This is a genomic window from Azospirillum sp. TSO22-1, assembly GCF_003116015.1.
Lineage (GTDB): Bacteria > Pseudomonadota > Alphaproteobacteria > Azospirillales > Azospirillaceae > Azospirillum.
Genome location: NZ_LGQZ01000028.1, coordinates 84,352 through 102,458 on the forward strand (window position 1 = coordinate 84,352; position 18,107 = coordinate 102,458).

Consider the following 18,107-nt stretch of genomic DNA (forward strand, 5'->3'; position numbering starts at 1 on the left):
GGACCATGAAGCGTTCGAGCGTTGCGGGTGTGTGTGCGGTGGCCCTGATGGCCGGGGTGGCGCTGATGGCCGGGCCCGCGCAGGCCAAGGAGCCGGCGGCCTGCCAGGCGATCTCCTTCCGTCCGATCGCGGCGGGTTCGCCCGACGGCGTGCAGGATGCCGGCCTGAAGCCCACCAAGTCCGGCAAGATCGAGATCAAGGCCGAGGTGCAGGGCGGGGCGGCCAAGAACTACTTCATGGCGATCAAGGGCAACAAGATCGACGGCACCGACAAGGGCCCGAAGGTCTCCGACGGCTGCCTGAAGTCCAAGCACGTGGCGCTGCCCTACAAGACGCAGCCGGCCGGCGCCTGCACCGGCGAGCGCTTCCGCGTCGTCATCGAGACGCAGGGCGCCAAGAAGGTCGCCCAGTTCTTCGGCCTGCACGGCAGCGCCTGGGAGCACTGCTCCAGCGCGACGATGTAGCTCACTTGCCCCTACCCCAGCCCTCCCCCGCTGCGCAGGGGAGGGTGCCTCTTTTCCCCTCCCCTGCGCAGCGGGGGAGGGGTCAGGGGTGGGGGCAAGTGTCACAGCCATTTCCACACTTCCATACGCCACCGTATCTTCCCAAGCGCCGTTCCACCCGCTATGTTAGGGCAACGAACGACATTCCCCGGGAGGAAACCATGCTGTCCAACCAGCTGCCGTCGCTGAACTTCGACCTTGGCGAGACGGCGGACATGCTGCGCCATTCGGTGCGCGGCTTCGCGGCGGACGAGATCGCGCCGCGCGCGGCGGACATCGACCGCGAGAACGACTTCCCGGCCGACCTCTGGCGCAAGATGGGCGACCTCGGCATCCTCGGCGTCACCGTCGAGGAGGAGTACGGCGGCGCCGGCATGGGCTATCTGGAGCACGTGGTGGCGATGGAGGAGATCTCCCGCGCCTCGGCCTCGGTGGGTCTCAGCTACGGCGCGCACTCCAACCTCTGCGTCAACCAGATCCGCAAGAACGGCACCGAGGAGCAGAAGCGCAAGTACCTGCCCAAGCTGGTCTCCGGCGAGCACGTCGGCGCGCTCGCCATGTCCGAGCCGGGCGCCGGCTCCGATGTGGTGTCCATGCGCCTGCGCGCCGACAAGAAGGGCGACCGGTACGTCCTCAACGGCACCAAGATGTGGATCACCAACGGCCCGGACGCCGACACCCTGGTGATCTACGCCAAGACCGACCTGAACGCCGGCCCGCGCGGCATCACCGCCTTCCTGGTGGAGAAGGGCTTCAAGGGCTTCTCGGTGGCGCAGAAGCTCGACAAGCTGGGCATGCGCGGCTCCAACACCGGCGAACTGGTGTTCGAGGACTGCGAGGTGCCGGAGGAGAACGTGCTGGGCGGCATCGGGCGCGGCGTCAACGTGCTGATGTCCGGCCTGGACTACGAGCGCGCGGTGCTGTCGGGCGGCCCGCTCGGCATCATGCAGGCCTGTATGGACATCGTGATTCCCTACATCCACGACCGCAAGCAGTTCGGCCAGCCGATCGGCGAGTTCCAGTTGATGCAGGGCAAGATTGCCGACATGTACACCATCATGAACGCCGCCAAGGCGTACGTGTACGCGGTGGCCAAGGCCTGCGACCGCGGCGAGACCACCCGCAAGGACGCCGCCGCCGCCATCCTCTATTCCGCCGAGAAGGCGACGTGGATGGCGCTGGAGGCGATCCAGGTGCTTGGCGGCAACGGCTACATCAACGAATATCCGACGGGCCGCCTGCTGCGCGACGCCAAGCTCTACGAGATCGGCGCCGGCACCAGCGAGATCCGCCGGATGCTGATCGGCCGCGAGCTGTTCAAGGAGACGGCGTAACACGGGAGGGGGTAGGGCATGGGCTCGCTGATCGCCGCCGCTGTTTTCCTGCTGGTCACGCATTTCGGCATCTCCTCGACGCCGCTGCGGGCCGTGCTGGTCGGGCGGATCGGCGAGCGGCCGTACCTCGGCCTCTACTCCCTCGTCTCCGCCGCGGCGTTCTGGTGGCTGGGCTCGGCCTACGCCGGCGCCTCCACCGCGCCGCTGTGGCCGACCTCCTCCTGGCAGGCCTGGGTGCCGCTGCTGGTGGTGCCGGTGTCGCTGCTGCTGCTGGTCGCCGGCTTCTCGACGCCGAACCCGACCGCGGTCGGACAGACCGCCGGATTGGAGCGGCCGGACGCCGTGCGCGGCATCCTGCGCGTCACCCGCAACCCGTTCCTGTGGGGCGTCGGCCTGTGGGCGCTGGCGCACATGGTGCCGAACGGCGACAGCGCGGCGCTGGTGCTGTTCGGCACGCTGGCCGCGCTGGCGCTGGCCGGATCCGTTCTGATCGACGTGAAGCTGGCCCGGCGGCTGGGGCCGGCGTGGGATCGCTACGCCGCCGGGACCTCCAACGTTCCCTTCGCCGCCATTTTGGCCGGCCGCCAGCGTTTCGTCTGGTCGGAGATCGGCTGGGTGCGGCTGGCGGCGGCGCTGGTGCTGTACGCCGCCTTCCTGCACGCCCACAAATGGGTGTTCGGCGTGTCGCCGTTGCCGGCGTGATCCCCGGTTACACTCTGTTACGCAACACCGGGCCGGCAGACATGGTGCCGTTACAGTGGGCGGCTAAGCATGGATGGCGTTCGACACCACCAACAAGGGCGGCCATCCATGTTTCTCAAGCTGGTTCGCGGAGACGCCGACTTTTCTTCGTCGCGGGAGGCGGAGCACCGTCAGGAGCTGCTGGAGAAGATCGTCAGCAACCTGGTGATCGCGCTGGCGATCTTCTTCGTGTCGTTCTTCTTCACGCTGTCCATCCTGGACTTCCTGCTGTAGCGCCTACTGGACCCTCATTCCCCGCACCGCGTCGGCCAACGTCCGCCGCGCCTCGTCCACGTCCTTGCGGGCGGCGGCGAGATCCTTGGCGAGGCGTTCCAACTGCGTCTCCGCGTCGCCCATCTTGGCGGCGGTGCGGCGGGTGAGGTCGCCGTTCGGCGGCAGCGCGCCGAGGTTCTCGCGCAGGCGCGCCTGATCCTTGATCACCTCGTCGCGTTCGCGTTCCACCGCGCCGATGCGGCGTTCGCGCTCGGCCACCGCCATGTGCAGGGCGGCCACGCGGCTCAGCGCCTCACGCAGGGCGGCCGGCAGTTCGGACGAGGCGGCGTAGGCGAGGATGCGGTCGGACGACAGGCCGGTCAGCGCGACCTTCTCCTGCCGCGGCTGCTCGGCGATCACGGTGAGCGTGACGGTGGCGCCGGCCGGCACCTCGACCGGCAGGCGGTGCGCGGTGGGCGTCGCCTCGCGCCCCCCCGCCGGCTCGACCAGCGTCCAGCCGGCGCGGCGCGGGTGCTCGACGATCACCGTGCGCGGCTCGCGGGCGGCGCCGGCCACGGTGTAGGTGGTGGTCTGCCGCTCGGTGACCGTCAGGTGCAGCACGCCATCGACGATGGAGGCGCGCGACAGCGTCTGGCTGGGTTGCTCGGCGCGGTCGATCCGGACCTTCTGGTCCACCGCGACGCTCAGCAGCCGCTGCTCGCCGGCCGGCAGAGCGGCGAGCTGGGCGTCGCCGACGTAGGACACCGTGCCGCCGTCGCGCTCGTACAGGGTCAGCACGCCGGGCGGCAGGCCGGTGCCGGAATCGTTGTCCAGCCGCACGGCGGCCAGCGGGTGGCGCGGCTGCGTCATCGGCTGATAGAGGTCGAGCCGCGCCGCCGGCACCGCGCGGGCGACGATGGGCAGCAGCAGCGAACTGCCGTTCGGCGCCGACACCGGCTGCGGGTAGCGGAACAGGACCTGCGTCGTGGCTTCCGTTCCTTCGGCCGCCGCCGGCTGGGCGGAGCGCGGCGTGGGCGCCGGAGCCGAAGCCGCCTTGGCCATCGGCGCGGCCCCGGGCGCCGGCGGTGGCGGCGCCATCTCGGCGCTGCGGACCGTCATCGGCATGGCCACCGCGCCCTCGTCCGGGCGGGGCAGCACGCGGCCCAGCACCTCGACCGGCACCTCGGGCCGGTTGACGTAGTAGGCGGTGTAGAGCGCCTGCCGGAAGGTCACCGGGTTGCCGGACACCACGGTCAGGTCGACGCCCGTCCAGTCGGTGCCGCTCATGTTCTCCAGCACCGCCCAGCCCTGCAGGTCGCCCGATTTGGCTTCTCCAGCCGGCAGGGTCAGGCGGTAGGTCGCCTTCCACAGCGGCGCCGCCACCACGTAGCCGACGCGAACGGTGCGCGGTCCCTCGCCAGTGCTGCGGATGGTCAGGCTGCGGCGGTCGCGGGCGGTGTGCTTCGCCGTCGCCGCCAGCGCCGAGTCGACCTGCGCCTGCAGGGCCGGATCGGCGAGGCGCAGCGCCTCGGCGTCCTCCAGCAGCACCTGCTGCAGCCCGTCCGCGGTCATCAGCGTGACCCGGTGTCGCACCGTGGTGCCGCCGCCGTTGGGCAGCGCCGCCGCTTCCTCGGTGACCGATAGCAGGCGGCCGGCGATCTCGCGCGATCCGGCGGTGCGCACCTCGGCGCCCTTGAGCGCGGTGAGCAGGGCCGTCGGCGACTCCAGCGCCTCGGGGCCGAAGGGCAACTCGCGGAACAGCTCGCGCAGCGGCTCCTCGCCGGGCAGGCCGATGGTGCCGACGCCGCCCTTGTCGTCGTAGACGACGATGCTCTTCAGCACGTCGTCCACCTGGTCGCGCCGCACCTCCAGCGTCAGCTCGGCGTCGCCGGTCACCGCCGCCTCGTGCTCGAAATAGCCGACGCCGCCGGTGGACAGCAGAACGCGCTTCAGCGCCAGTCCCTCGGCCCAGGCCGGGCCGGAGACAAGGGCGGCGGTCAGAACCAGGAGCGTCGGGCGGAGCATGCGGGCGCCTTTCATCGGTCGCGGGGTACCCCATGATACCGGCAAATCGGGAAACATTGCGGCCATGCGGTGGCGTATGTTGGAATGTGCGCCGCCCTGCGCTTAGATGGAGCGGGCCAACAATCAGATACCAGGAGGAAGACACCATGGCCACCGAAGATCCCGTCGTCATCGCCGGTGCGGCGCGCACGCCGATGGGCGGTTTCCAGGGCGACCTGCTGGGCCTGACCGCGCCGCAGCTGGGCGCCGCGGCGATCAGGGCCGCGGTGGAGCGCGCCCGCGTCCGACCGGAGGAGGTCGGCGAGGTGATCATGGGCTGCGTGCTGCCGGCCGGCCAGGGCCAGGCGCCCGCCCGTCAGGCGTCGCTCGGCGCCGGCATCCCGGAGGCCATCGGCTGCACCACCGTCAACAAGATGTGCGGCTCGGGCATGAAGGCGGCGATGCTGGCGCACGACCTCATCAAGGCCGGCACCGCCGACATCATCGTCGCCGGCGGCATGGAGAGCATGTCGAACGCCCCCTACCTCCTGGACCGCGCGCGCGGCGGCTACCGCATGGGGCACGGCCGGATCCTTGACCACATGTTCCTCGACGGGCTGGAGGACGCCTACGACAAGGGGCGCCTGATGGGCACCTTCGCCGAGGACTGCGCGCAGCATTATCAATTCACCCGCGAGGCGCAGGACGCCTACGCCATCGAATCCCTCGCCCGCGCCCGCCGCGCCACCGAGGACGGCAGCTTCGCGGCCGAAATCGTCCCGGTGACGGTGAAGGGCCGCAAGGGCGACACGGTGATCGGCAAGGACGAGCAGCCGCTGAAGGGCGCACCGGACAAGATCCCGACCCTCAAGCCCGCCTTCCGCCCGGACGGCACGGTGACGGCGGCCAACGCCTCGTCGATCTCCGACGGTGGCGCGGCGCTGGTGCTGCTGAGGCGGTCCGAGGCCGAGCGGCGCGGCCTGCCGATCCTCGCCGAGATCAAGGGCCACGCCACGCACGCCCAGGCGCCGGCGTGGTTCACCACGGCGCCGGTCTACGCGATGCAGAAGGTGCTGGAGAAGACCGGCTGGGCGGCCAAGGACGTCGACCTGTTCGAGGTCAACGAGGCGTTCGCGGTGGTCGCCATGGCGGCGATGCGCGACCTCGACCTGCCGCACGACAAGGTGAACGTGCACGGCGGCGCCACCGCGCTGGGCCATCCGATCGGCGCGTCGGGTGCGCGCATCCTGGTGACGCTGCTGGCGGCGCTGGAGAAGTACGGCCTGAAGCGCGGCGTCGCCTCGCTGTGCATCGGCGGCGGCGAGGCCACCGCGATGGCGGTGGAGCGGGTGTAAAGCCTCCCCTCGCCCCCGGCGGGGGAGGGACTAAAAGAAACAATGGGAGGATCCATGCCCCGCACGCTGATCTCCTCCGGCTCGGAGTTCGAGAAGGTCGCCGGCTATTCCCGCGCCGTGGTGGACGGCAAGTGGGTGTTCGTCTCCGGCACCACCGGGTTCGACTACGCCGCCGGCACCATTTCCGACGACGTCGTGGAGCAGACGCACCAGACCTTCCGCAACATCAAGGCGGCGCTGGAGAGCGCCGGGGCCGGCTTCGCCAACGTCGTGCGCATCCGCGTCTACCTGTGCGACGCCAAGGACTTCCCCCGCGTGGCGCCGGTGCTGGGCGAGTATCTGGGCGATGCGCGGCCGGCCAACACCACGGTGGTCTGCCAGCTGATCGACCCCCGCATGAAGATCGAGATCGAAGTCACCGCCAAGCGTGACGCCTGAGGACATTGGAGGAAACCGACCATGCGCCTGACCGAAGAGCAGGAGATGGTGCGCGACACGGCGCGCCGATTCGCGCAAGACCGCCTGAAGCCTGCCGCCGCGGAGCGCGACCGCACCCACGCCTTCCCCGCCGCGGAGCTGGCGGAGATGGGCGCGCTCGGCCTGATGGGCATGGTGGTGCCGGAGGAGTACGGCGGCGCCGGCACCGACTTCGTCGCCTACGCGCTCGCCATCGAGGAGATCGCGGCGGGCGACGGCGCCATCTCCACCATCATGGCCGTGCACAACTCGGTCGGCTGCGTGCCGATCCTGAAGTACGGCACGCCGGAGCAGAAGGACCGCTTCCTGCGCCCGATGGCGCAAGGCGGGATGCTGGGCTGCTTCTGCCTGACCGAGCCGCAGGCCGGCTCCGACGCCGCCGCCATCAAAACCCGCGCGGTGCGCGACGGCGATTCGTACGTGCTCAACGGCTCCAAGCAGTTCATCACGTCCGGCAGGAACGCCCAGGTCGCCATCGTCTTCACCGTCACCGACCCGGGCGCCGGCAAGAAGGGCCTGTCGGCCTTCATCGTCCCGACCGACACGCCGGGCTATACGGTTGCGCGGGTCGAGGAGAAGATGGGCCAGCACAGCTCGGACACGGCGCAGATCGTGTTCGAGGACTGCCGCGTTCCGGCCTCGCTGATGCTGGGCCGCGAGGGCGAGGGCTACAAGGTGGCGCTCGCCAACCTGGAGGGTGGGCGAATCGGCATCGGCGCCCAGGCGGTCGGCATGGCGCGTGCCGCCTATGAGGCCGCCCTGCACTACGCCAAGGAGCGCGAGAGCTTCGGCACCGCCATCATCAACCACCAGGCGGTCGCCTTCCGGTTGGCCGACATGGCCACAAGGGTCGAGGCGGCGCGGCAGATGGTTCTGCACGCGGCCAGCCTGCGCGACGCCGGGGTGCCCTGTCTGAAGGAGGCGGCGATGGCGAAGCTGTTCGCCTCGGAGGCGGCCGAGCGGGTGTGCGCCGACGCCATCCAGGTGCACGGCGGCTACGGCTATCTCAACGATTTCCCGGTGGAGCGGATCTACCGCGACGTGCGGGTGTGCGCGATCTACGAGGGCACGTCGGACATCCAGCGGCTCATCATCTCGCGCCAGATCGCGGCGGAGTGAGCCGGCGGGGTCCGCGACTCGGGTGCCGGTTCGGGAAAAGTCCCCCTCCCCCACGACAGGGGAGGGGAGGCAAGGGGAAGCGCCCGGTCACCCTCCGGCCGCTTCGCACAACGGATCCGCGCGTCGGCGCAGGAGCCGTTCCGTGCATGGGCCGGCCGGCGCACGCCCACGGACGTGCGGTGCGCGCGCTCGAACCGGCGCTCCGTCTGGTCCAGGGTTCGCAGGGTCAGCACCATGTATCGAGTTCCTGTCGCTTCAGGCGGCGCGGCAGCGCGCCTGCGCCGATTCGATGTGGCGGCGCGCCTCGCTGAGCATGGCGCGGTGCTGGGCGATCGCCTCGCGCACCGGGACCTGGTGGCTGTAGACGCGCACTTCGTTGAGGATGCGGTCGGCACGGTCCAACAGGGCCATCCGGTGCAGGGATTCTTCGAAGCCGTTCATCTCTTCCCTCGTTCGTCCAGTCGGGTCTATCCCTTTCCCCGACGTTTGGGATTAAAGCGCTTCGATATGTCTTGCCGATTTCAGGTTTCTGCGTTTTTTGTTTCGTAGGAGCTCGGTGCTGTTTCACCCCACACACCCTTTTGCGGTAGGGGGGTAATGTGTTACAAGCTTGTAACCGGGAAGCCCGTGGCGCCCGGTGGCGTCCGAAAACGGGGCGATGGGGGAAAGCGCGATGCACATTCTTGCGGTCGATGACGACGAGCCGATTCGCGAGCTGCTGGCGTCCTACCTGACGGCCGAGGGCTATCGCGTCTCCACGGCACCCGACACGGCGAGCGCCAAGCAGGTGCTGGAGGGCGACCCGATCGACCTCGTGGTGTGCGACCTGCGCCTGCCGGACGGCGACGGCCTGGGGCTGGTGCGGCAGATCCGCACCGAGTCGCAGATCCCCGTCATCATCCTGTCCTCCAAGGACCAGGACGTCGACCGCATCGTCGGGCTGGAGCTCGGTGCCGATGACTACCTGACCAAGCCGTTCAACCCGCGCGAACTGCTGGCCCGCATCAAGGCGGTGCTGCGCCGTGTCTCGGCCGAGGCGCGCCCGGCGCGCGGCGCGGACGAGTTGCGCGCCGTGGTGCAGTTCGCCAACTGGGAGCTGGACCTCACCGCGCAGCGTCTGCGCAACCAGGAGGGCCGCGAGGTCGAGCTGACCAAGGCGGAGTTCGGCCTGCTCGCCGCCTTCGTCAAGCGCCCACAGCGAGTGCTGAGCCGCGACCAGCTGCTCGACCTGACGCGCGCCGACGGGGCGGAGGTGTTCGACCGCTCCATCGACGTGCTGATCCTGCGCCTGCGCCGCAAGATCGAGGCGAATCCCAAGGAGCCGCGCATCATCAAGACCGAGCGCGGCGCCGGTTACGTCTTCGACGCCAAGGTGCGGGCGGTTTGAGCATTCGGGCGTTGCCGCGGCCGTCGCGCCGGGTTTAGCCTTTCCGGAAAAGCAATTCCGGGAGGAGACCCAGGATGGCCGCGCCCATCGACTTCTATTTCGACTTCGCGTCGCCCTACGGCTATTTCGCCAGCCTGCAGATCGACGACCTCGCGGCGAAGCACGGCCGCTCGGTGACGTGGCGCCCGGTGCTGCTGGGCGCGATCTTCAAGGTCACGGGCATGAAGCCCAACCTGCAGCAGCCGCTGCGCGGCGAATACCTGCAGCGCGACGCCACGCGCATCGCCCGCCTGCTGCGCTGCCCCTTCACCTTCCCGGCGTCGACCCCGGTGAACCCGGTGGCCGCGTCCCGCGCCTACTGGTGGCGCTTCGCCGAGGATCCGGAGGCGGCCAAAGCGATTGCCCGCGCGCTCTACCACGCCCACTGGGGCGAGGGCCGCGACATCGGCGACGCCGACACGGCGGCCGGGGTCGCCGGCACCACCGGCCTCGATCCCGCCGCGGTGTCGGCCGGCATGCAGGACCAGACGGTGAAGGACCGCCTGCGCGCGGAGACCGACGGCGCCATCGGCCGCGGCGTCTTTGGCTCGCCCTTCGTGCTGGTCGGCGACGAGCCCTTCTGGGGCTGGGATCGCCTGGACATGGTGGACCGCTGGCTGGCGACTGGAGGGTGGTGAGGAGAACCGCTGGAGGGTGGCCCCGGGCCACCCGACTGGCCGACCTCGACGCCGCGGCATCCTCTTCCAGCGAATCGTGTTATCCTCGGGACATGGCTGAATCTGCGCATCTTTTCGAAGCCGAGGACGACGACGCCAAGCGGCGCGCCGTCGCCGAGGCGCGTGCCGAGCTGGCCGCCGGCAAGGGCGTGCCACACGAGCGCGTTCGCGAATGGCTGAACGATCTGGCGGCTGGGCGCCGTACGCCGAAGCCGGGGGCGTGATGCGGTGCGGGTGATCTGGTCGCCGTCGGCTGTCGACGACGTCGAGCGCATCTACGACTACATCGCCCTGTTCAACCCCGCCGCGGCGGCGGGGATGGTCATTCGTCTGCGTGAGGCGGGCGATGCGTTTTGCGACCTGCCGGACCGCGGGTGGCCCGGATCGGTCCCGGTACACGTGAGTTGGTCGCCGTCCGCCCATACGCCCTGGTTTATGAGGTCACCGGTCCCGAGGTCCACATCTTGCGCGTTTGGCACGGCGCACAGCGTCGCGGCTAAAACCGCTTGCCCATACGGCACCGTATGGTGCAAGCTGCCCCGGTCCTGGCAGAGAAGGGTGCGCTGAAGCACCGCCGGCGGGGAGGAAATACGAATGGCCGTTTTGACGTCCGCGCTCGACACGCGCGGGGAAGAGTTCGCCCGCAACCGCGAGGCCATGCAGGCCCTGGTCGGCGACCTGCGCGACAAGGTCGCCCAGGTAAAGCTGGGCGGCGGTGCCAAGGCGCGCGACAAGCACACCGCGCGCGGCAAGCTGCTGCCGCGCGACCGCGTGCAGGCGCTGCTCGATCCCGGCTCGCCGTTCCTGGAGTTCTCGCAGCTCGCCGCTTACGGCCTCTACAACGACGAGGTGGCGTCGGCCGGCATCATCACCGGCGTTGGCCGGGTGTCCGGGCAGGAGTGCGTGATCGTCGCCAACGACGCGACGGTCAAGGGCGGCACCTACTTCCCGATGACGGTGAAGAAGCACCTGCGCGCGCAGGAGATCGCGCAGCAGAACCGGCTTCCCTGCATCTACCTGGTCGATTCCGGCGGCGCCAACCTGCCGAACCAGGACGAGGTGTTCCCCGACCGCGACCATTTCGGCCGCATCTTCTACAATCAGGCCAACATGTCGGCGCAGGGCATCGCCCAGGTCGCCGTCGTCATGGGCTCCTGCACCGCCGGCGGCGCCTACGTGCCGGCGATGTCGGACGAGGCGATCATCGTGCGCAACCAGGGCACCATCTTCCTGGGCGGCCCGCCGCTGGTGAAGGCGGCGACCGGCGAGGTGGTGTCGGCCGAGGACCTCGGCGGCGCCGACGTGCACTCGCGCATTTCCGGCGTCACCGACCACTACGCCATGAACGACCGCCACGCGCTGGCGCTGGCCCGGCGGGTCGTCGGCAACCTGAACCGCTCCAAGACGCCGCAGGCGGCGCTGCGGGCCTCGGCGGACCCGCGCTACGCCGCCGCCGACCTGTACGGCGTCATTCCCTCCGACCCGCGCAAGCCCTACGACGTGCGCGAGGTGATCGCCCGCGTCGTCGACGGCTCGGAGTTCGACGAGTTCAAGGCGCTGTACGGCACCACGCTGGTGTGCGGCTTCGCGCGGATCTTCGGCTACCCGGTGGGCATCGTCGCCAACAACGGCATCCTGTTCTCCGAATCGGCGCAGAAGGGCGCGCACTTCGTCGAGCTGTGCAGCCAGCGGGGGATTCCCCTGGTGTTCCTGCAGAACATCACCGGCTTCATGGTGGGCCGCAAGTACGAGGCCGGCGGCATCGCCAAGGACGGCGCCAAGATGGTGACCGCGGTCGCCACGACGAAGGTGCCGAAGTTCACGGTGATCATCGGCGGCAGCTACGGCGCCGGCAATTACGGCATGTGCGGCCGCGCCTATTCCCCGCGCTTCCTGTGGATGTGGCCGAACGCCCGCATCTCGGTGATGGGCGGCGAGCAGGCGGCCGGCGTGCTGTCCCAGGTCAAGCGCGACAACCTGGAGGCCCAGGGCAAGAGCTGGGACCCGGCGGAGGAGGAGGCGTTCAAGGCGCCGATCCGCGCGCAGTACGAGACGCAGGGGCATCCCTACTTCGCCTCGGCGCGGCTGTGGGACGACGGCATCATCGACCCGGCGGATACCCGCATGGTGCTGGGCCTCGGCCTGTCGGCCGCCTACAACGCGCCGGTCGAACCGACCACCTTCGGCGTCTTCCGCATGTGACGGGGAGGGCAGAAACATGAGCGACATCCTCACCGACATCCGCGCCGACGGCGTCGCCACGGTCACCATGAACCGCGGCGACGTGCACAACGCCTTCAACGAGACGGTCATCGCCGACCTCGCCGAGGCCTTCCGGCGGCTGGGCGCCGACCCGGCGGTGCGGCTGGTCCTGCTGCGCGGCACCGGCAAGAGCTTCTCGGCCGGCGCCGATCTCTCGTGGATGCAGCGCATGGCCGGCTACGGCCACGACGAGAACGTGGCCGACGCCATGGGGCTCGCGGTCATGCTGCGCACGCTCGACACCTGCCCGAAGCCGACGGTGGCGGTGGTGCAGGGGCCGGCCTACGGCGGCGGGGTGGGGCTGGTCGCCGCCTGCGACATTGCCGTCTGCGCCGACACCGCCAGCTTCGCGTTGACCGAGGTGCGGCTTGGCCTCATCCCCGCGGTGATCTCGCCCTACGTGGTGGCCGCCATGGGCGAGCGCGCCTGCCGCCGCTACTTCCTGACCGCCGAGCGCTTCTCCGCATCCGAGGCGCACCGCCTCGGCCTCGTGCACGAGGTGGTGCCGGCGGCCGAGCTGGACGCCGCGGCCGAGACCATGGTCGCCAAGCTGATGGAGGGCGCCCCCGGCGCCCAGGGGGCCGCCAAGGACCTGATCCGCGCCGTGGTCAACCACCCCCTGGACGACGCGCTGGTCCGCGACACCGCCGAGCGCATCGCCCGCCAGCGCGCCAGCGCCGAGGGTCGGGAGGGGGTGGGCGCGTTCCTCGGGAAAACCAGGCCGGGCTGGCAAAATCGCTGACTCCCCGCGACCTTGCGGCGCTATAAGAACCGGCCGTTTTTTGCTTATAGTGTCGTATGGATCAGTCGGTTCCCGAGCGTCGCGCCAAGGCGGCTTCCCTGCCTTCGGCCACCCCCGCGCCACACCCCGCCGCACGCCGGTCGTGGCTGGGTGGGGCGATGTTCACGGCGTTCCTGCTCGGCCTGATCGCGCTGTCGATCCGCTCGGTCTCCGGCGATCTGGCGTTCGTGCTGCTGGGCTCGGTCGGCATCGTGGTGGGCGTCTTCCACTACGTGTTTCCGGGCAGCCAGTTCTTCACGCTGGCGCTGGCGAACTTCATCGGCGTGTACGCCTGCATCTTCGTCTTCTTCCTGGAAAGCAACTTCCACTCCATCGGCCCGCTGTCGCAAGGAGTGGGCTTCGCCATGCCGCTGATGGCGTTCCTCGGCGGGGCGTGGTGGCGAGCGCGCGATATCCGCTCCATCGTCCAGTCGCGGCGCCTACGCGACGGCGGGCAGCTCGACCGCGTGTTCCTGTGGATGGCGCCGGTGTGGGGCATCGGCGCGCTGACCTTCCTGGTGCCCGGCCACGACATGGCGCCGGAGCTGCTGTCCGAGCTGTTCGTCGCCGCCATGGGCGCCATCGCGCTGGTGGTGCTGTTCGTCAGCCGCGACATCGCCATCTTCCTGCTCGACGCCGGGCTGTTGTTCGAAGGCTTCTTCCAGCAGGCGTCGCGCCTTGTGCTGCCGGCCTTCGCCTTCCTGACCTTCTATTCGCTGACCATCATCCTGTTCGGGTCGCTGTACACGATCATGGACCGCTTCATGGGCGAGCCGAACTTCATCATCGACGGCGTGCGGCGCGACCTGACCTTCCCCGAGGGGCTGTACTTTTCGCTGATCACCTTCGCCACTGTCGGCTATGGCGACATCTACCCGATCACCGGCGCGGTCCGCATCGTCTGCGCGGTGGAGATCGTCACCGGCGTGCTGCTGCTGCTGTTCGGCTTCAGCGCCATCATCGGCCACGCCCGGCCGCACGACCGGGCGGACCATCGGGATCCGTTGTAAGGGCGATCCGCTGTGGGCGGCACGCGGCCGCTTTACAATACGGTACCGTATAGATAAGCTGCGCCCAGAAGAAGAAGGCACCGGGGAGGACCAGGGCCGTGTTTTCCAAGATTCTCATCGCCAACCGAGGCGAGATCGCCTGCCGCGTCATCCGCACGGCGCGCCGCATGGGCCTGAAGACGGTGGCGGTCTATTCCGACGCCGACGCCGAGGCGATGCACGTGGCCATGGCCGACGAGGCCTACCGCATCGGCCCGGCGCCGGTGCGCGAGAGCTACCTGAAGATCGAGGCGATCCTCGACGTCGCCAAGCGCTCGGGTGCCGAGGCGATCCACCCCGGCTACGGCTTCCTGTCGGAGAACGAGCGCTTCGCCGAGGCGTGCGCCGCCGCGGGCGTCGTCTTCATCGGCCCTCCGCCCTCCGCCATCCGCGCCATGGGCGGCAAGTCCGAGGCCAAGGCGCTGATGGAGACGGCCGGCGTGCCGCTGGTCCCCGGCTACCACGGCGCCGACCAGGACCCGGCACTGCTGCGCGCGGAAGCCGAGCGCATCGGCTGGCCGGTGTTGATCAAGGCCTCGGCCGGCGGCGGCGGCAAGGGCATGAAGGTGGCGGCCTCCGCCGCCGAGTTCGACGCCCAGCTCGCCAGCGCCAAGCGCGAATCGGCCGCCGCCTTCGGCGACGACCGCGTGCTGATCGAGAAGTACCTGGAGCGCCCGCGCCATGTGGAGATCCAGGTCTTCGCCGACGGCCAGGGCCGCTGCGTCTACCTGTTCGAGCGCGACTGCTCGATCCAGCGCCGCCACCAGAAGGTGATCGAGGAGGCGCCGGCCCCCAACCTGCCTTCCGAGGTGCGCCGCCGCATGGGCGAGGCCGCGGTGGCCGCCGCCAAGGCCATCGGCTACGTCGGCGCCGGCACGGTGGAGTTCCTTTACGACCCGGCGCAGGGCGGCTTCTACTTCATGGAGATGAACACCCGCCTGCAGGTCGAACACCCGGTGACCGAGATGATCACCGGCCAGGACCTCGTGGAGTGGCAGCTCCGCGTCGCGTCGGGAGAACCGCTGCCGGTCGGCCAGGACGACCTGACCATCCACGGCCACGCCATCGAGGCGCGCCTGTACGCCGAGGACCCCGACCGCGACTTCCTGCCCCAGACCGGCACGCTGGAGCATCTGGGCTTCCCGCCCTGCGGCCCGCACGTGCGCGTCGACGCCGGCGTGCGCGCCGGGGATGCCATCTCGGTGCACTACGACCCGATGATCGCCAAGCTGATCGTCTGGGACGTCGACCGTGCCTCGGCGGTGCGCCGCATGCGCGCCGCGCTGGGCGCCACGCAGGTGGTCGGGCTGGCCACCAACGTGCGCTTCCTGGAGGGGCTGGCGAGCCACCCCGCCTTCCTCGGCGCCGACCTCGACACCCGCTTCATCGAGCGCCACCGCGCCGATCTGCTGCCCGAACCGGCGGCGGCCGGGCCGCGCGCCTTGGCGCTGGCGGCGCTCGGCGTGCTGCTCGACCGCGAGCGGACCGCTCGCGAGGCCGCCGCCGCGTCCGCCGACCCGTGGAGCCCGTGGGTCCGCACCGACGGCTGGCGCCTCAACGAGGAGGCGCGCGACACCCTGACCTTCCGCGAGAACGGTGAGGACCGTCTGGTCGGCGTCGTCTACCGCCGCGACGGTTACCGGTTGGAGCTGCCGGGCGGCGAGTCGGTGACGGCCGGCGGCGAGTTCAACCCCGGCGGCACGCTGGAGGCCGACCTCGACGGCGTGCGGCTGTCGTCCGTCTGGGTGCGCCAGGGCGCCGACATCACCGTCTTCCACCCTGGCGGCAGCCATCGCCTGACGCTGGTCGAGCCGCTGACCGGCGCGCTGGACCAGGACGTCCCCGGCGGCCGGGTCGCCGCTCCCATGCCGGGCAAGATCATCGCGCTGCTGGCCGAGCCCGGCTCCAGGGTCGAGAAGGGCCAGCCCCTGCTGGTGCTGGAAGCGATGAAGATGGAGCACACCCTCAAGGCCCCGAGCGCCGGGACCCTCACCGCCTACCGCTGCGCCGTCGGCGACCAGGTGGAGGAGGGCAACGATCTGGTGAGCTTCGAGGCGGAGGGGTGAGCCGCAGCGCCGCTCACAAGATCGACACGGATTGCACGGATTGAGCCACGGATTTCACGGATTTCCTTGATCGTGCCCCGGCATCGGCTGATGGGCCGGGCAGGACGCCCAAGGATCTCAAAATCCGTGTCATCCGTGCCCAAATCCGTGAAATCCGTGTGAATGTTGCTCTCCGCCTCGGGACTGAACGGAGCCCAAGAGATGCCCTATCCCACCCGCGTCAAGATCGTCGAGATGGGCCCGCGCGACGGCCTGCAGAACGAGGCGGCCATCGTCCCCCTGGACGCCAAGGTCGAGCTGATCGAACGCCTCGCCGACGCCGGCCTGCCGGCGGTCGAGGCCGGCGCCTTCGTCAGCCCGAAGTGGGTCCCCCAGATGGCCGATTCGGCCGAGGTGCTGCAGCGGATCCGCCGCAAGCCCGGCGTCTCCTACCCGGTGCTGGTGCCCAACCTGAAGGGCCTGGAGTCGGCCATCGCGGCCGGCGCGCAGGAGATCGCGGTGTTCGGCGCCGCCTCCGAAGCCTTTTCGCAGAAGAACATCAACTGCTCCATCGCCGAGAGCCTGGAGCGCTTCGCCCCGGTCTGCGCCGAGGCGCTGGCCAAGGGCCTGACGGTGCGCGGCTACGTCAGCTGCGTGCTCGGCTGCCCCTACGAGGGCGCGGTTGCCCCGGCCAAGGTAGCGGAGGTCGCGGCCAGGCTGATCGAGCTGGGCTGCTACGAGGTCTCGCTCGGCGACACCATCGGCGTCGGCACGCCCATGAAGGCCCGCGCCATGCTGGAGACGGTGGCGCACGCCGTGCCGGTCGAGCGCCTGGCGCTGCACTTCCACGACACCTGGGGGCAGGCGCTGGCCAACATCCTGGCCTGCCTGGAGCTGGGCGTGGCGGTGGTGGACTCGGCGGTGGCCGGGCTCGGCGGCTGCCCCTACGCCAAGGGGGCGTCCGGCAACGTGGCGACCGAGGACGTCGTCTACATGCTGCACGGCTTGGGGCTGGAGACCGGCGTCGACCTGGACGCGCTGGCGGCGACCGGCGCCTGGATCTCCGGCGTGCTCGGCCGGCCGACGGCGTCGAAGGCCGGGCGGGCGCTGGCTGCACGTGCGGCGTGATGGCGCAAGAATTCGGTAACCCTCGCGTGCGACACTCGCCGGCACTCTGAGTGGGAGAACGCACCGATGTCCGAGGGAGTTGTTGTCGGGGTCACCAACTGGATGCAGATGTTCCGTTGGATCGTGAAGCTGATCCGCGACGACTTCGGCATTGACGAGAAGGAACTGACCCGCACCGCCGTGCTGGATGAGATCGGCCTCGCGCCGGAGCAGCTGGAGCAGGTGCTCGATTTCATCCGCGAAGGCTTCGAGGTGGAGTTCCCCGAGGACACGCTGGACGAGGCCATCCATCTGGAAGACCTCTGCATGCTGGTTAGTTGGATGAAGGGGTTCTACAAGAAGCCCGACTTCGTGACCGACGAGTTCGAGGCGCGCTGCCGCTCGCTGAACCCCATCCCGGCCTGAGCCGGGAGGGCGGGGCAGGGGAGGGACGGCGCCGGACCCGGCGGCGCATCCCGCAGCATCGACAGCCCCCATGCCCCTGAACCTGATCAAGCTCGCCGTCGGCATCCGCGACATCGACCATCTCCGCGAGGTGCACGCGCGCCGTGCCGCCGACGGCATCGTTCCCGTCTACACCCGCATGATTCCCAAGCGCGCCGAGGAGGTCGTCGGCAGCGGTTCGCTCTACTGGGTGATCCGCGGTTCGACCTGCGTGCGCCAGCGCGTCGTCGCCATCGACACCGGGGTGGACGAGGATGGCAAGGGCTACTGCATCATCAGCGTCGCCGCCGACCTCGTGCCCACCGTTCCCACCGCGCAGCGTCCCTTCCAAGGCTGGCGCTATCTGGAGCCGGCCGCCGCGCCCGCCGACCTGTCGGAGGCCGGCGGCGCCGGCGACGAGCTGCCGCCCCACCTCGCCGCCGAACTGCGCGCGCTTGGCCTGCTCTGAGAAAAAACGTCACGAAGCGAAAAAAGCGCTTGCCAGCTGGAAGGGGTGGCGCCTATAAACCGCTCCACCGACGGGGCGGCCACTGAGGCGGCGCCGGCGGG

General features: G+C 70.0%; 19 protein-coding genes. 17 read left to right on the forward strand and 2 right to left on the reverse strand.

Translation table 11 applies throughout. The features are described 5' to 3' along the window. The first annotated feature begins 5 nt into the window (after positions 1–5). From TSO221_RS08960 to TSO221_RS35305, 4 genes are all read left to right on the forward strand, one after another. The gene (locus TSO221_RS08960) at positions 6–464 is read left to right on the forward strand and encodes a hypothetical protein (protein ID WP_109118137.1); all 459 of its coding nucleotides are present in this window, start codon (positions 6–8) and stop codon (positions 462–464) included. A 200-nt stretch (positions 465–664) separates the two neighbouring features. After that, complete coding sequence (locus TSO221_RS08965) at positions 665–1,837, forward strand: isovaleryl-CoA dehydrogenase (protein ID WP_109118138.1); 1,173 nt, start codon at positions 665–667, stop codon at positions 1,835–1,837. Positions 1,838–1,855: 18 nt separating this feature from the next. Beyond that, positions 1,856–2,539, forward strand: a complete 684-nt coding sequence (locus tag TSO221_RS08970) for an NnrU family protein (protein ID WP_109118139.1) — start codon at positions 1,856–1,858, stop codon at positions 2,537–2,539. A 108-nt stretch (positions 2,540–2,647) separates the two neighbouring features. Beyond that, positions 2,648–2,812, forward strand: a complete 165-nt coding sequence (locus tag TSO221_RS35305) for a hypothetical protein (protein WP_158284031.1) — start codon at positions 2,648–2,650, stop codon at positions 2,810–2,812. A gap of 3 nt (positions 2,813–2,815) precedes the next feature. On the opposite strand, the gene TSO221_RS08975 is transcribed toward TSO221_RS35305, so the two are convergent. Beyond that, positions 2,816–4,816 carry a DUF4139 domain-containing protein gene (locus TSO221_RS08975; RefSeq protein WP_109118140.1) on the reverse strand — a complete coding sequence of 667 codons (2,001 nt, stop codon included), beginning with the start codon at positions 4,814–4,816 and terminating at the stop codon, positions 2,816–2,818. Between the two features lie 146 nt (positions 4,817–4,962). Between TSO221_RS08975 and TSO221_RS08980 the strand changes: the two genes are divergently transcribed. Genes TSO221_RS08980 through TSO221_RS08990 form a run of 3 tightly spaced genes read left to right on the forward strand, consistent with a single transcriptional unit; the run spans position 4,963 to position 7,746 of the window. Continuing rightward, complete coding sequence (locus TSO221_RS08980) at positions 4,963–6,150, forward strand: acetyl-CoA C-acetyltransferase (RefSeq protein ID WP_109118141.1); 1,188 nt, start codon at positions 4,963–4,965, stop codon at positions 6,148–6,150. 54 nt (positions 6,151–6,204) lie between these two features. Continuing rightward, a complete protein-coding gene (locus tag TSO221_RS08985; RefSeq protein WP_109118142.1) occupies positions 6,205–6,588 on the forward strand; it encodes a RidA family protein in 384 nt (127 codons plus the stop codon). Between the two features lie 21 nt (positions 6,589–6,609). Then, entirely contained in the window at positions 6,610–7,746 is a 1,137-nt protein-coding gene (locus TSO221_RS08990; protein ID WP_109118143.1) for an acyl-CoA dehydrogenase family protein, read from the forward strand. A 255-nt stretch (positions 7,747–8,001) separates the two neighbouring features. Here TSO221_RS08990 and TSO221_RS08995 read toward each other — a convergent pair whose 3' ends face one another. Continuing rightward, positions 8,002–8,187: a hypothetical protein gene (locus TSO221_RS08995; RefSeq protein ID WP_109118144.1), complete on the reverse strand. Its 186-nt coding sequence runs from the start codon at positions 8,185–8,187 to the stop codon at positions 8,002–8,004. Positions 8,188–8,419: 232 nt separating this feature from the next. Here TSO221_RS08995 and TSO221_RS09000 point away from each other — a divergent pair, with 232 nt between their 5' ends. The 10 genes from TSO221_RS09000 (at position 8,420) to TSO221_RS09045 (ending at position 18,006) form a co-directional block, all read left to right on the forward strand. Next, on the forward strand, positions 8,420–9,133 hold the full coding sequence (locus tag TSO221_RS09000; protein WP_109118145.1) for a response regulator transcription factor: 714 nt from the start codon (positions 8,420–8,422) through the stop codon (positions 9,131–9,133). 74 nt (positions 9,134–9,207) lie between these two features. After that, positions 9,208–9,810: a 2-hydroxychromene-2-carboxylate isomerase gene (locus TSO221_RS09005; RefSeq protein WP_109118146.1), complete on the forward strand. Its 603-nt coding sequence runs from the start codon at positions 9,208–9,210 to the stop codon at positions 9,808–9,810. A 92-nt stretch (positions 9,811–9,902) separates the two neighbouring features. After that, on the forward strand, positions 9,903–10,073 hold the full coding sequence (locus TSO221_RS34910; RefSeq protein ID WP_146208745.1) for an antitoxin: 171 nt from the start codon (positions 9,903–9,905) through the stop codon (positions 10,071–10,073). Between the two features lie 370 nt (positions 10,074–10,443). Continuing rightward, positions 10,444–12,051 (forward strand): carboxyl transferase domain-containing protein, encoded by a 1,608-nt coding sequence (locus TSO221_RS09015; RefSeq protein WP_109118148.1) that lies wholly within the window; start codon positions 10,444–10,446, stop codon positions 12,049–12,051. Between the two features lie 16 nt (positions 12,052–12,067). Beyond that, positions 12,068–12,853 (forward strand): enoyl-CoA hydratase/isomerase family protein, encoded by a 786-nt coding sequence (locus TSO221_RS09020; protein WP_109118149.1) that lies wholly within the window; start codon positions 12,068–12,070, stop codon positions 12,851–12,853. 158 nt (positions 12,854–13,011) lie between these two features. Beyond that, positions 13,012–13,902 carry a potassium channel family protein gene (locus tag TSO221_RS09025; protein WP_247877968.1) on the forward strand — a complete coding sequence of 297 codons (891 nt, stop codon included), beginning with the start codon at positions 13,012–13,014 and terminating at the stop codon, positions 13,900–13,902. 98 nt (positions 13,903–14,000) lie between these two features. After that, complete coding sequence (locus TSO221_RS09030; protein ID WP_109118151.1) at positions 14,001–16,007, forward strand: acetyl/propionyl/methylcrotonyl-CoA carboxylase subunit alpha; 2,007 nt, start codon at positions 14,001–14,003, stop codon at positions 16,005–16,007. A 201-nt stretch (positions 16,008–16,208) separates the two neighbouring features. Beyond that, on the forward strand, positions 16,209–17,114 hold the full coding sequence (locus TSO221_RS09035) for a hydroxymethylglutaryl-CoA lyase (protein WP_109118152.1): 906 nt from the start codon (positions 16,209–16,211) through the stop codon (positions 17,112–17,114). Positions 17,115–17,180: 66 nt separating this feature from the next. After that, positions 17,181–17,519, forward strand: coding sequence for an acyl carrier protein (locus tag TSO221_RS09040; protein ID WP_109118153.1), 339 nt, complete (start codon positions 17,181–17,183; stop codon positions 17,517–17,519). Positions 17,520–17,589: 70 nt separating this feature from the next. Continuing rightward, on the forward strand, positions 17,590–18,006 hold the full coding sequence (locus TSO221_RS09045) for a DUF1489 domain-containing protein (protein ID WP_109118154.1): 417 nt from the start codon (positions 17,590–17,592) through the stop codon (positions 18,004–18,006). Positions 18,007–18,107: the final 101 nt, after the last annotated feature.